Annotated in this window: 14 protein-coding genes; 6 read left to right on the forward strand and 8 right to left on the reverse strand. The window is 38.6% G+C overall.

What is annotated here, in order from left to right; all coding sequences use genetic code 11:
* Positions 1-8: 8 nt before the first annotated feature.
* The 4 genes from ASG14_RS08385 to ASG14_RS08400 all read right to left on the reverse strand — a co-directional run bounded on the left by ASG14_RS08385 (position 9) and on the right by ASG14_RS08400 (position 3,109).
* Positions 9-746, reverse strand: a complete 738-nt coding sequence (locus ASG14_RS08385; protein WP_056870626.1) for a LytTR family DNA-binding domain-containing protein — start codon at positions 744-746, stop codon at positions 9-11.
* Between the two features lie 580 nt (positions 747-1,326).
* A complete protein-coding gene (locus ASG14_RS08390; RefSeq protein ID WP_056870627.1) occupies positions 1,327-1,545 on the reverse strand; it encodes a hypothetical protein in 219 nt (72 codons plus the stop codon).
* A gap of 62 nt (positions 1,546-1,607) precedes the next feature.
* On the reverse strand, positions 1,608-2,672 hold the full coding sequence (locus tag ASG14_RS08395; RefSeq protein WP_056870628.1) for a DUF932 domain-containing protein: 1,065 nt from the start codon (positions 2,670-2,672) through the stop codon (positions 1,608-1,610).
* Positions 2,673-2,704: 32 nt separating this feature from the next.
* Positions 2,705-3,109 (reverse strand): single-stranded DNA-binding protein, encoded by a 405-nt coding sequence (locus ASG14_RS08400; protein WP_056870629.1) that lies wholly within the window; start codon positions 3,107-3,109, stop codon positions 2,705-2,707.
* A 242-nt stretch (positions 3,110-3,351) separates the two neighbouring features.
* Here ASG14_RS08400 and ASG14_RS20600 point away from each other — a divergent pair, with 242 nt between their 5' ends.
* Entirely contained in the window at positions 3,352-3,474 is a 123-nt protein-coding gene (locus ASG14_RS20600; RefSeq protein ID WP_255352784.1) for a hypothetical protein, read from the forward strand.
* A 130-nt stretch (positions 3,475-3,604) separates the two neighbouring features.
* Here the strand turns inward: ASG14_RS20600 and ASG14_RS08405 are convergent, their stop codons facing one another.
* Together ASG14_RS08405 and ASG14_RS08410 are read right to left on the reverse strand one after the other, a co-directional pair.
* Positions 3,605-4,891 (reverse strand): hypothetical protein, encoded by a 1,287-nt coding sequence (locus tag ASG14_RS08405; RefSeq protein WP_056870630.1) that lies wholly within the window; start codon positions 4,889-4,891, stop codon positions 3,605-3,607.
* Positions 4,881-5,726 (reverse strand): DNA adenine methylase, encoded by an 846-nt coding sequence (locus ASG14_RS08410; protein WP_056870631.1) that lies wholly within the window; start codon positions 5,724-5,726, stop codon positions 4,881-4,883. Before ASG14_RS08410 ends, ASG14_RS08405 begins: the two co-directional genes overlap by 11 nt.
* A gap of 624 nt (positions 5,727-6,350) precedes the next feature.
* Here ASG14_RS08410 and ASG14_RS08415 point away from each other — a divergent pair.
* Positions 6,351-7,271 (forward strand): hypothetical protein, encoded by a 921-nt coding sequence (locus ASG14_RS08415; RefSeq protein ID WP_157274879.1) that lies wholly within the window; start codon positions 6,351-6,353, stop codon positions 7,269-7,271.
* On the opposite strand, the gene ASG14_RS08420 is transcribed toward ASG14_RS08415, so the two are convergent.
* Together ASG14_RS08420 and ASG14_RS20410 are read right to left on the reverse strand one after the other, a co-directional pair.
* Positions 7,257-7,583, reverse strand: a complete 327-nt coding sequence (locus tag ASG14_RS08420; RefSeq protein WP_056870633.1) for a hypothetical protein — start codon at positions 7,581-7,583, stop codon at positions 7,257-7,259. The two genes, ASG14_RS08415 and ASG14_RS08420, sit on opposite strands and share 15 nt — an antisense overlap.
* Positions 7,584-7,593: 10 nt before the next feature.
* Positions 7,594-7,758 (reverse strand): hypothetical protein, encoded by a 165-nt coding sequence (locus ASG14_RS20410; RefSeq protein ID WP_200940332.1) that lies wholly within the window; start codon positions 7,756-7,758, stop codon positions 7,594-7,596.
* A gap of 314 nt (positions 7,759-8,072) precedes the next feature.
* On the opposite strand from ASG14_RS20410, the gene ASG14_RS08425 reads away from it, so the two are divergent.
* Genes ASG14_RS08425 through ASG14_RS08440 form a run of 4 tightly spaced genes read left to right on the forward strand, consistent with a single transcriptional unit; the run spans position 8,073 to position 12,786 of the window.
* Positions 8,073-8,711, forward strand: coding sequence for a hypothetical protein (locus tag ASG14_RS08425; RefSeq protein ID WP_056870634.1), 639 nt, complete (start codon positions 8,073-8,075; stop codon positions 8,709-8,711).
* Positions 8,712-8,771: 60 nt separating this feature from the next.
* Complete coding sequence (locus ASG14_RS08430) at positions 8,772-9,947, forward strand: metallophosphoesterase (RefSeq protein WP_056870635.1); 1,176 nt, start codon at positions 8,772-8,774, stop codon at positions 9,945-9,947.
* Positions 9,947-11,809, forward strand: coding sequence for a hypothetical protein (locus ASG14_RS08435; protein WP_056870636.1), 1,863 nt, complete (start codon positions 9,947-9,949; stop codon positions 11,807-11,809). The genes ASG14_RS08430 and ASG14_RS08435 overlap by 1 nt, the downstream gene beginning before the upstream one ends.
* On the forward strand, positions 11,809-12,786 hold the full coding sequence (locus ASG14_RS08440) for a hypothetical protein (protein ID WP_056870637.1): 978 nt from the start codon (positions 11,809-11,811) through the stop codon (positions 12,784-12,786). Before ASG14_RS08435 ends, ASG14_RS08440 begins: the two co-directional genes overlap by 1 nt.
* The last annotated feature ends 12 nt before the right edge of the window (positions 12,787-12,798 follow it).

The following is a 12,798-nucleotide window of genomic DNA, read 5'->3' on the forward strand; positions in this document are numbered from 1 at the left end:
ACCCATTTCTATTTTTTCGAAATGGGTTTAAACATTTTTTTTGACACAAACTCACTTAAAATGTCTCGGTAACTGTCTCCAATCGTAAATTTCGCCCCTGAACTCATCGTTAGCGTATTTCCATCAATAATTGAAATGTGCTTTTTAGAGATAATAAAACTACGGTGAAGTTGAACAAATTCTGGTCTGTCTCGAAAGACTTCCTTAGCTTCCTTAAGACTAATATGTGTCACAAGTTTATTTTTCAGGGTATGTATTCTTACATAATTCAAAAGACTTTCAATCGCCACGATATCATCAAAGTCTACTTTAATTAGTTTTAAATTTGCCTCTTTGTTTTTAATGTACAGAAAATCATCCAGAGATTTTGACTTGCCTGCCGTATGTAATGCCGATTCTGGAAAAAGTTTTTCCGTTGTTTTCAAGACTTCCGCAAAGCTAAAAGGTTTTAGTAAAAAATCGTCAGCACTCACTTTAAAAGCATCAAGAGCATATTTGGAATGAGACGTTGTGAAAACAAGCTTTTTTGTTTTAGAGCGAATCAACTTAGATAATTCAACGCCATTTAATAGTGGCATATCCACGTCAATAAACACTAAATCTAGCTCATTCGATTTAAAATAATTTAGAGCCTCTAAAGGATTTGTAAATGATTTCACTATTTTAAACATTGGAAGATTTTCAATTAAAATAGTAATATCATCTATTGAAGACTGTTCATCATCTATAACAACGCACGTTATCATTTCGGCTAGAAAATTTGATTAATTTAAAATTCAAATTTAGATTATTTAAAGGAAAATAATCTAAGCTTAATAAAAAAAAAAGAGATACCATCCCAGAAAAACAGCTTTTTATATAACATAGTACTGTTTTAATGCCATTTCTTGACCATATCTATTTCTTTTGTTACATCTAGGACAAATTCGTCTTAAAAGACAATAATTGTATTGAGCCTTAATTTGCATCAGGCAGTTTCATACCATTGAAATGTAATAGCCCAGCCGAGTGTCCGACGGACGCGAGGCTTCCTGCCTGATGAACGCCTTGAGGCTAAAAATTCTAATTGAACCAATAATCCATTTTTACTGGTCAAAGTGTGAATCCTCTAAGTTAAGGCAAAGCCTGTATAGGGATAGGTCTGCATGGACATTTACCAAAGCAGGCATGCACAGACCCGAAAAAACCATGGAACGTTTCTTCCCTGTCCCTCATTGTGCAACAAGACAGAAAGGTACATCTCAGTTGCCTTTGGGGAGATGCTGAATTTCCATTCGCCTACTGGATAGAGACTGTCAAGTACCATGAAAAATTCATTTTCACAATTTAAGGTTTAAATTTCAGAATCCCTGTGCCACGTGTTTTTGAAAAGCGGGTGGTGTAGCCATTGGTTTCGACAATGCCTTTCAGCAGGTTTTCTGCCTGCCTTAATGCCTGCGCATCCTCGGCGCACAGCAAAAGGAAATCAAAACGGGAAAAATGGCGGAGGAGTTTTGCAATTCCAAGAATCGCTTTGCGCTCGGTATTTTCAGCTAAAATGCTCATGGTAATTATTTTTATGGGGCAGGAAACCTGCCCCGGGGTGAATAAATTGAATGGCTATGGATTTAATTGTTTTTGGAAAAAGCGGCGCAGAGATCGAAGGCGGTCTGCGCCCTTAACCTTGCGGTTCCTTCGGTGATGGAGCGAAATTTTGCCTCATCGTCCCTGAATCTGCGTACATTCTGAAAATAGCCCGTTACGGCATTGTATGCACCGAAGATCGTTCCTTTGGTGGTTTCCAGTTCCTGCGATGGATTGCCCATCGCATAGCTGAACACCTCTTCTACAATATTTCGGTAACATGCGGATGCCTCATCTTCGATGCCTTTTTCGAGTTTATCCAGTACTTCCCTATTTGGCGCCATCGCTAACTGAATCAGTTTTTTTAGTTCGGGATCACTTATACGCACTTTGGCCCAATGGTTGAAAAGCTGCTCCATTTCTTCGCCAAGCCTGGAGGAAATGCCCATGAGGGTATGCGCGTGGGACAGGCGGTCTGATGCGCCCGAAGAATGGCGAATCCGGATGGCGTTGCGGGAAGTTTTCATTGCGGCATTGAGGGTATTGTTGCACACGATGCGCACGGGGGTGAATGCCGCTGTAATGCTGCCGAACCCATCATGAGAGGTTGTCAGGAATAAATACTGTTCTATCAGGTCGTCTTTGCCTACGCGGATATGGGAAGGGAGTTTGGCGGTAATAAAAATACGTTCCCCTTTGCCGAGTGCGCCTGCGGTTTCGTATAAAATACCTTCTCCACCGCCCACGATGCTGTCAAAAAATGAAAAGGCATCGGTGTTTTGCACCACGTGGTAATCTTTGCCCACCACGCCCAATACAGCATCGTTATCGGTGCGTACTGTGGCGGAGTGGCTGGGTATAGAGATGTCTTTTGTCCCGTCAAATCCTATCCCCTGTCCTTGCAATTCCTGCCCGATTAGCATTTGGGTGCCATCGCAGGTAAAGAGCGGCCTTTTCTCTACGGTATAATCAAGTCCCGCAAACTTCATTGCTTCGGCCGAGGTTGGGTAGTCTTGCACGACTGTGCCGAGTCCGTGCCATGCTTTTTCTTTTACCGAGAAAAAACTGTGCCTGCCTGTATTGCTGTTATAATTTAAGTTATGTGCCATTGTTTTTGTTTTTGAGTGGATGAATTGAAATGTTAGAAAGGCAGATCACCTTCGATATCAGCGTTGCTGTCAATTTTTTCGCTTTGACTGGTTTGGACTGCCGCGATATTTTGGGTATTGTTGTTCGCACTGGATAACCCACCAAAAAGTTTGATTTCCGAGACGTGGAAAGTAAGGGTGGCTTTCGCTTCGTTATTACCAAAGAGGTAGGCATTGACGCCAATGCGGCCATAGACTTGCACCACATTTCCTTTTTTAAGGTATTCTGCTATCCCTTCATTGCGCCAGTAGGCACATTCGATGTAGGTTGTGATTTGTTTGCGCTTCTCGCCCGAGCGGTAGCTTTCGTTTAGTGCGATGGTGAAACCCACTACTTTTTTGTCCTGTTTTACTGTTCTGACTACTGCATCAGCGGTCAATCTTCCTGTAATTTCCATTTTCGGATTTTTTTAGTGAAAAAAATTATTTAGTTGATCTCTTTTCGACCGCCCTTCGCAAGAAATTTTTCAAAAGAAAAAACGGAAAAAAAGAAAGCCAGAACTTCCGCAATGCCCCGAGCGGCGGAGTACTATAAGTCCCGGAGGGTGGAATCGCGAGCGGATCCATTATGCGTACGCAGCAAGCGGGGGCATGCGAGATTCGCAGCCTTTTTATCCGTTTGCTTGAAAAATAAATAACTATGATTCGACCAGTTGCTGCATCAGGGATAGCAGCGGATACCGGCCTGAAGGGTAAAGTCACTCAGGCCTATGAGCAACTTGCCCGCCCGGATGCACCAATGATCGATTTATTTTCGAGTTAGCAAGATACTATAGGTGAATGGCAGGTCGACCCTGCGTTTCTGCTGAAATGCGCTCCCGAAGGCTAACAGTTAAGCAAGAATAGACGATATGAACAATGATTGAAACCGTGATCAATTTTCACGGGCGGGGCTAATCTTCGAGTTGCCCAAGGATCCAGTTCAACCAGCCCAAGATTGTTGATGCCCTTCTGAAATAGGTCGCATCAGACCGTACCATATATAATCCGGAGGCTTTCATTATTGCCACGATAGCGGTTTTTTTCGGCTCAGCGCCGGATTCAAGGTACAGTTTAAGGGAATCCGCGAAAGCGCGGTGAGACAGAATAAGTTTAGTAAATTCTTTTTGTCTGTCAAGTAAATCGGTATCGAAAATTTCCAGTCCTCTGACCGAAAGAAAGCCTCCAAGTTGCCCTGTCGCTTCGTCCCTGCCTATTTCAAACAATCCGAGGTATTTTCCCGCATTTAAATAGTAATCCGTCTGTCTGGAATCAAAATCATAGTTTTCTGTAATGCGTTCCTTACTTAAACATTCATGCTCCTTAAAGAGCTCACCAAGGTTCACGATACGTGAAAAACTATTTGCTTGAGGGAACGGAATTGGCGGCTCGATGATGGGTTTAAGCTCTTCAAGCAACTGTTGAAGATATTCGACATTAAAAGCGCCGTCTTCTAAAACGGCATACTTTTTATGTTGCATCAAGAATATTGAATTGTAGTGTTTTTCATCCTGAAACCCGTATTCCCTCAAATGAAATACCCCATTAGTATATGTTAGGAAGATGTTCCTGACATTTTTAGCAATTTTTCCACTCCAGAGTCTGAAAGGGTAATACATCTGGCGCACTAGAAAATCGTCGGAGATGTAATTTTTAGCTTCGATTAAAATCAGCGAATTTTCTCCTTCATATCCCCCATCGATTTCCACCTGCGAATTTGCTACCCCAACAGTGAAGTTGCCCTTGGCATCATTGATTACAAACTCGAACGAAGAAGAGCTCATGCGCCCGTTTACGGTTGGGATGAGATTTTGTTCGCCTGTGAAATCCTGTAGTATGCCTGAGACGAATGCACAGTTGATTGCCGTAGACTCACTTGAAATCGATTTGTAATCCAGGCTTTCCAGGTTCTGCGGAAAAGAAATAGAAGTAAGGTCTACCTCGTCTTTGTTGAATTTTTCAAAAGTCTCAAAGGTGCCAATTATATATCCACCCCTAGAGACGGGCAGAATGGATAAGTTGTTTGATGAGAAAAGTGCGGGCAGCTGGGAAGCGTGGTCAAACTTGGTCATTAACCGTGCTTCCCTAAATTCATTGATTGCAGTGGAGGAGATAAAGATGTGGCCCTCACTAGTCACACTTTGCAGTATATTATACTTACGGAATATTTTTTCCCATGCAACATCGTTTCTAGAGCTCATAATTACGAATTAAAACTTCATCGACTTTCCCACGCCCCGCGCCATTGGAATTTATTGCCCGGTTCGCTTTGACTAAAGTGGTACTGTAATTCTGGTATAAATCTAAAATGAATGGTGCAGAAGAATTAGACAATAGAAACTTTATCCCTCTATCGGTTAGGTCATCGCACGCTTCTTTTAAACGAATCTGATGTGATTCGTTCCAGCCACCCTCGATGTAGCCGGTAAAATTTGAGCTTTCTGATAGCGGATGATACGGCGGGTCGAGGTAGACGAACGATTTCCGATCAGCCAGATCAAGCACCTGGGCATAATCCCCATTAAAAATGGAAACCTCACTTTCATTCAAATATCGGCTAACCGCTCTCAAAGTAGGCTCATTGACAATATTTGGATTCTTGTACCGGCCAAATGGGGTATTAAACTCGCCGGCCCGATTGACGCGGTAGAGCCCGTTGAAACAGGTTTTATTCAGGAAGATAAATCTCGATGCGCGATCGATTAGCCCTTTTTGCTTAAAGCCTTCAAGCCTGTCTAATGAGCGAATTGTGTAAAAATAATCCGATGTATTTTCGTGGCTTTTCAAATGGGCAATCAACGCCTCGACATCATCTCTTATCGTAAGGTAAACGTTGATGAGCTCTGCATTAAAGTCATTTATTATTGCTTTTTTAGGCTGAAGGTGAAAAAGAACAGCACCTCCACCAATAAAGGGTTCGATATACGTATAAGCACTAAGCTGCTTTGGCAAATGAGGCGATATCTTATCAATTAGCTGTCTTTTACCGCCAACCCACTTAATAAAAGGAGAAACCAACTTATTTTTTCCTGCCATGCTTATTGCCAAATTACTAAAAAAATTAGTTCGCAAATATACGGTTGAAAGAATAAGGATTTAATAATTGTGAAAAATAAAATGAAGACCCGCAGAAATCCGGTGTCAGACGCGAATATGCCATGATTAGGCTGTGATCTAGATTAGATCGAAGAAGCTCAAAGCTTATGATTTGAACCACATAAAAAACTAATTAGCGGCAAAGTCCTGGAGAGATAAAGATACTTCCATCAATGTTTTCTATCCGGCAATGGTTGTCAAGTGATGATTTCAGGTTTCCGATAAAATTTCTAAAGGCCTCTTTCTGTTATGCTAAAAATTATTAATTCGCTTGCGGGCGAGTATAAAACCTCGACTTTGCAACTTATATTAGAATACTTGGCGGCGTTGCTGAAGAGGCTAGAGCTAGGTGAACTAACTTCTTTTATGCACATGGATTTCAAAAGTACCACAGGGTTTTAGGGTAATTCGACTATTCAAATAATCGCATGTTTTATCCCTCCTGCAATTAACGACATTTTCCCAATGGCGCTAGTTATTTCGTTGTGAGTCGATTTATTGAGGAAGTTCAGTCAATTCCGTGATGATTACCTGGGCTTCCACCCTTACATGAACTGTAAACGATTGAAAAATCTTCATCAAAGCTCATTTTTATTTTTCATATTTTTAAACAATTTTATTTATATGCACACGCCAGCGAGTCCCCTTAACAGAGCAGATTTAAAAACTTTGAATGAAGCAATATCGAATAAAAACATTCCGCCGGAGGAAAAACTGGAGTTGCTGAAACAGTTTTTTTTAAGGCTTGAAGCGAATGAAGAGCAGCTTATCCGCTTTGAATACATGCTTGACCTAAGGTCGGCAAAAAGAGACTATCTTAAGCACAAAACCGGCTGCGAAGAGCGTCTTCAGGGTTTAAAGATCCAGTTTAAGCAGATTGACAACCGCATTATTGCTGCAGAACAGAAGCTTTCCCGGGGGATACCCGATGATTTGGAGTTAATGGAGAAGCTGATTGCTGAACAGGAGTCAATTGTCTTCGAGCAGGAAAAACTTAACGCCGCTGAATCTGTGCTGACAGAGGAGCTCAGCACGGTCAATATTGCTTATGGAAAGTCACTGGAAAGAATTGAGCAAATGCTTTCTAACCGGACTTCCCCTCTCGATAGCCGTTTTGAGGTTCGCCTGGCGAAGCTGGAACTAGTCAGGCGACGAGTGCTTATGACTTCCAAGGTAGCTTTCCTAGCGCCACTGATTGCTGTTCCTGTGCTTGCTGATTTTATGTGGTCTTTATTGACTGGTCATGGGACGCTGACTAAAAATCATGGAATATTGAGCCATTATATATTTTTTGTCGTTTTGATACTGTTCTATTTTTTGCTGGCAGAGCGGGTAAAAGAAGTGATTACGGATCTGCTGGCTTCTTTCCACATAAACAAATCGTTCAGCGAACTAGAAGCCTTGCTAAAATTGAACCAGGAAACTGTCAGCGCGCTTGAATTGCAACATCAGCTGTCATTAGCGGAAGCATTAAAGGACAATTAAGTTAGCGACCATTAATTTATAATAAACCGCTAAGAGGTTTAAATACTTGCTATCCAAAAAATCTAGGCAATTACCAAGTTGCAACACTGCACCAACAACGCCAGCTTCCTTAATTTCGCCCCTTCGCTGTTTATCCTCAGCCCATTGTCTTGCACGCTCCAGGTTATTTTCCCAGAAGTACATTCCATGTCCTAACCAGTCATAAGGTTTTTCGCTTTTTTCAATTACGGCTTGATTGGTAATAAGCTTATCGGCAATTGATTTATCACATCCATGAAATCCAATAACTAAATTGGGGCGGATGTCATACATAGAAAAGTAATTATTGAGCTATTTCTTCAAGTTCCCTATACGGTTCTGTATAAGTACCTGCAGTATTTAATATACCCGCATTTACAAAAGAATCCAATGCTTCTTTTCCAGAAACACCTTTATTAAGTTTAGCATTAGCTAACTCAATCAGTAAATCGATATCTTTATCACTCATTGCATTACCTCCTTTTGTATTAACACAAATTTAAGCATTAGGTTTTATATCTGCAACTCCTTTTTGAATACAAGTAACTGCTTGTGTTATAATATCACTATCTCCTCAGCTTGCTTTAGTTTAAATCTTTCCTACTGTTCACTTCGTGAGACATTTGTTTAACTTCTTAAGTTTGATACCTACAGAAGTCTCCGCTCAATTGCTCTACGAGCAATATTATGTTCTCTATACGCAATCGCAAACAAAGAACTTCTTCGACCATTTTTAAAAATTACTATCTTAGTTTGTTATTTGCAATCAATGTGACTTGAAATATGACAAAAGAAACTAAAGAGGAACTGGTAAATCACATGATAGACTTTGGCCTTCATATGTTAGGCAAGGGTCTAGTTAATGCAACCTTTAATGAAATGATGAATCCTTATAGTCATGCTATGGCTATTGTTCACATTGGTCACGGTACAGAATTAATTATTAAGGCGAAGATCGCGGAAGAGCATCCACTGTTAATTTTTTCAAATATTCCAAAATCAACGATTTCCACTAACAACCGATTAGGTTTTCTTGACCTATTAGAAAAAGGTCAAACGATTGCTTTCAATGATCTTCCAGAGAGACTTTGGGCAAGTACGGGATACAAAATTAAAGGTCTGGAGTTGTTTAATCAATTTGGAAAGGTTAGAAATCAGATTATTCATTTAGGGGTTCCCCCTATTGCACTTAATGACTTTGCTTTAAAATTTGGCTATGGACTTATCGAACCGATGGTTAATGAATGGTGGGGCGACACGATTCTTCAATATGCTGAGGTTTATGATGAAGCATATCTCGAATACGTGTTTGAGCAACTCAATAGACTAGACATTGAATCCAAGTATGAACTTGATGAAAATTATCATTTGCGGGAAAAATCTAATTTCACCCGAAAGCACAATTATTTTCATTTACTTTAGTAAATATTGAAAATGAATTTTATATTATCCTGAAATTAACAACCCTCATAACACGCCTCAATGCAATTTAAAATTGGTATTATTAGTGACCTACACTGTCACAATCTGGATAACAATGATAAGACCCAAGAATCTTATATTTTAACAGACGTTGAGGTCGCTCTCTTTCAAGATCCTAATAAGTCATTTAAGAAATTTTTAAAAGAGAATCCAGATATAAATGTTGACATTTTATTAGCCCCAGGAGATTTTGCCAATAAATGTGATTCTGAAGGGCTAAAGCTTGGTTGGAATATCACGAAGGAGCTTGGTAAATTACTAAAGGCTCAAATAATCATACCAAACATTGGAAATCATGATGTTGATTCCAGAAATAATTTTGGACTTGGAGCCTTTCATCACATTAAAAATTTGTCCAAGGATTTTCCTTTTCAAGATCCTAAGCAAAACGATTTTTTTTGGGAGAAAGGTTATATTATTCTAGAACAAGAACATATCAGGGTTGTTGTTATCAACACGGTTCATAATCATGTTGATGTGGAATCAGCGAAAAACGGTTTGATATCTCAAGAAGCAATTAATGAGCTTGAGGTTGAGTTAGCAAAAATTGATGATGAAAAACTAAATATTGCGATGTGTCATCATAATCCAATTGAGCATTCACATTTTGGGAGTGGAAGTAAAGACTTTATGCATAATGGAGATGAGTTGATTGCACTATTGGATAAGTTCAATTTTGATATGATTATTCACGGCCATAAACACGATCCACGAATTAGATATGCGCAAGGGGGCAGCAACCCTCCTGTTATTTTCTCTTCAGGAAGTTTCTCTGCATTTAAGACACAGTTATTACAAGGTGCGATGAATGCATTTCATATTATTTCCTTTGAAACTGATGGCGGTAAAATCGGAAAGGGAATTATTGATACTTGGTTTTTCATACCTACAAAGGGCTGGATGCAAGGGGTTAAAAATAATTATTTTGAGTCAAGGGTTGGTTTCGGCGCACTTGTTGATTTAAAAACCACAGCAAATGAAATCCTATTGTGGTTTCAACAGAGTGGAGAACGTTATTGTGAATGGACTGATTTGCTCAATGATTTTCCTGACCTTAACTATGTAATCCCTTCAGATATTGAGAAGTTAAAAGGGTTGTTAAAATCTAAAAACATTCTTATTTCTCCTACAAGCTTCAATGAACCAACATTTGTTCACTTTAAATTGCCAAAATAATGAAAATTGATAGCGCATTATTTGATAACTTCAACGCTAAAAATAGCACTCAGGAGGAGGTGGCAGAAACTTTCGTCTCAAACGATGATTTCTTTTCAATAGCGAAAAACAATCATACGTTTGTTCTTGGACCCAGAGGGTGTGGAAAAACAACCATGTTTAAGATGCTAACCACCCCTGCAATTAAAAATTGGAGGCCGAAGACAGCTAGGGATTTGAGTTTGAAGGAAAATGTTCCCTTTATTGCAATTTATATTCCGTCAGATGAGTTATGGAAAGACCAGTTAAAAAGCGTAACCTCCACAATAAAAAACGATGTGCAGTTGGTTGATTTTATTTCCATGGCATTGAACACAACAAATATTTTTTCAAATTTTTGCCAAGGAATTAAAAATCATATTGAATATGCCTATATGGAAAATAATGATAGGAAGACCAGGGAATTTGAATTTTCCGAAAAGCTTTTGGAACTTTGGTCAATTGAAGAATGTGCTGCGACCCTATCTAGTATCAAGCTTGCCTTGGGAAGCAGACGAGAGAGGTTGATTGAAAAAGTCAACCAATTTGTTTTCAATAAAAAATATAATCCAAACGAAAATATCGTATTTGAGCAATTTCATTTTGCCGATTTTTTGAGTTCTATTAAAAATGGAATTACAGCATTCGAAAACATTTTTAACGAAGGCAAAGAGCTCAAATGGGCACTCTGCTTTGATGAACTAGAACTGGTATCTAGGGATTTCTTCGATAGCATAATCAAAAAATTAAGAATAGCCCCACCAAATATTGTTTTTAAGCTAAGTGCTAGTCCTTTGACAGAATTTAAAACCGATATCGCACAAGTATTCCACGACTACGAGGTTGTGAAAATGTGGCCATTTTCATCATCTGAAGAATCAAGATATTCTTTATTTTGTGAGGAAATAGCGAAAGAAAGGATATTTGCCTATCGTGAGAAAAATAATTTAAAAAAATACGTTGAAATTGATTTTACCAGGATTTTTGGTTCACTTGATTATTCGATTTATGCACTTAAGGAATTCAATTTTGAAATTGATAGGACGGCTAATGAAGGTCAAAGAAATTCCTTGACCTGGCACGTATTTAAGGAATTGGCGGCCCATGACACAGGTCTTAACTTTCAATTGAAGAAGCGTAAAATTGATCCTGATGACCCTGAGCCTAACAATCAAGGCAATTATGATTCCTTCATAAGAAAAGGTAAAGAGATTGCGATTAACCGTCTAATATTTAGCAAGTTTAAAAGTTCTAAAATCATAAAAGGAAGATCAAGAAAAGAGTATCCGATCTATTACGGTAAAGAAACGATATTTAAGGTTTGTGAAGGTAATCCGAGATTTATCATTAATATTATCAATGACTTATTAATTAAGACGGAAAAGTATCGAGACATTGACAACCTAACGTTTGCGCCAGAGGAGCAAGCAAATGTTGTCAAAGGTGTTTCAAGTAGATTCAGAGCTATGCTAAACACTTATCCCACATCGGTAGAATTCAACCGGAGCGTGATTGATTTGGAATGGCTAATCAACAAAGTTGGCCAATATTTTGAAACTGAGATTAATTATGGTTTCTTTAAGCTACACCCTGCGAACAGCTTTTTTTTCAAGGAAGATATTGTCCCAAAACCAATTTTGAGTTTGCTTGAGCTAGGGATTAGTCTAGGTGCATTCGTGAAAATTGACAAAAATGCAAATGATATCGTTAATGACAGTTCGACGCGTTATCGCTTATCGTATTTATTACACCCAAACTTTAAGCTTCCACTGAGGCTTTATAGTAGCGTTAAGCTGAATAATATATTGACAAACCACAAAAACAATCAGTTAAGCCTGGACTAATGAATGTAAATTTTGTAAAACAAATAGAGAGAAAATGCATTTCAAATCTGGCATTTGATTTTATATTCTGTGCATCAGGATTTGAAAGCAGATGTATCCATATTATCTCTCAACTAGACTGGTCCATAAATGATGCTGCAAAGAAGATTTGTTTTTCCTTTAGTGATAGGATAGCACCATCAAAAAAAAGAGCGGATGAGCTGTTTTTCAGTCAAGGATTTAGGTTTTTTCCTGCTGATACCAATAATATTATTGATTATACAAACATTTATCATGATCTTTTTTTGGGATCAAAAAAGACGCGCTTAAAAATTCTTTTTGATTATTCATGCATGACAACAATAATGTATGCATCCATTTTGAAGTATTTTAAGGACTTTTCTTCCCATTTTGATGAGGTGGAAATATATTTTAGTTATACTCAGGCCAAGTACATTGACCCGGGTAAAAGTAAGCCACTCTTCTTTAATCAGCCTATACCGCTTTTTGATCCAATCCAATCAACAGACAAAAAAATTGCACTTTTAATTGGATTAGGCTATGAAGAAGACAAGGCTCTGGGTTTACATGAATATTTTCAAAATGATGATAAGGATATGTATTTGTTTATTACTGGCAAGGTCAGTAGTAGTGAGTTCTTTGAAAAGGTCAGAAAAAATAATGAAAAGTTGATTAAAATTACCAAACCTGAAAATATTATCTACTATGATTTGGCAAATATTTCACCTCTCCTTAGTACGATGGAAACATTAATCAACTATTTGATAAGTACTAACTATAGAGTCGTCGTCGCACCGATTGGGCCAAAGGTGTTTTCTTTAGCCTCATTACTTGTTAATCTTGTGCATAAGGAAGTTACAACATATAGATTGAGTGATGGCAAAATGGCTGAACCGTTGGATAAAATACCAGATCTGGGTAAGGATTTGATTGTGACCTTGCTCAATTTCACAAATGAGAAATCTGAACTTTTTTAAGCAAATTATTTA

The organism is Pedobacter sp. Leaf194 (genome assembly GCF_001423945.1).
In the GTDB taxonomy this organism is placed as follows: Bacteria; Bacteroidota; Bacteroidia; order Sphingobacteriales; family Sphingobacteriaceae; genus Pedobacter.

Bases quoted from the DNA above. Each gene is read 5' to 3' on its own strand.
- ASG14_RS08425 (WP_056870634.1), top strand. From the start codon at position 8,073: ATGACAAAAGAAACTAAAGAGGAACTGGTAAATCACATGATAGACTTT.
- ASG14_RS08430 (WP_056870635.1), top strand. From the start codon at position 8,772: ATGCAATTTAAAATTGGTATTATTAGTGACCTACACTGTCACAATCTG.
- ASG14_RS08440 (WP_056870637.1), top strand. From the start codon at position 11,809: ATGAATGTAAATTTTGTAAAACAAATAGAGAGAAAATGCATTTCAAAT.
- ASG14_RS08390 (WP_056870627.1), bottom strand. From the start codon at position 1,545: ATGAGCATTTTAGCTGAAAATACCGAGCGCAAAGCGATTCTTGGAATT.
- ASG14_RS08420 (WP_056870633.1), bottom strand. From the start codon at position 7,583: ATGTATGACATCCGCCCCAATTTAGTTATTGGATTTCATGGATGTGAT.
- ASG14_RS08400 (WP_056870629.1), bottom strand. From the start codon at position 3,109: ATGGAAATTACAGGAAGATTGACCGCTGATGCAGTAGTCAGAACAGTA.
- ASG14_RS08410 (WP_056870631.1), bottom strand. From the start codon at position 5,726: ATGGCAGGAAAAAATAAGTTGGTTTCTCCTTTTATTAAGTGGGTTGGC.
- ASG14_RS08405 (WP_056870630.1), bottom strand. From the start codon at position 4,891: ATGAGCTCTAGAAACGATGTTGCATGGGAAAAAATATTCCGTAAGTAT.
- ASG14_RS20410 (WP_200940332.1), bottom strand. From the start codon at position 7,758: ATGAGTGATAAAGATATCGATTTACTGATTGAGTTAGCTAATGCTAAA.
- ASG14_RS20600 (WP_255352784.1), top strand. From the start codon at position 3,352: ATGATTCGACCAGTTGCTGCATCAGGGATAGCAGCGGATACCGGCCTG.
- ASG14_RS08395 (WP_056870628.1), bottom strand. From the start codon at position 2,672: ATGGCACATAACTTAAATTATAACAGCAATACAGGCAGGCACAGTTTT.
- ASG14_RS08435 (WP_056870636.1), top strand. From the start codon at position 9,947: ATGAAAATTGATAGCGCATTATTTGATAACTTCAACGCTAAAAATAGC.
- ASG14_RS08385 (WP_056870626.1), bottom strand. From the start codon at position 746: ATGATAACGTGCGTTGTTATAGATGATGAACAGTCTTCAATAGATGAT.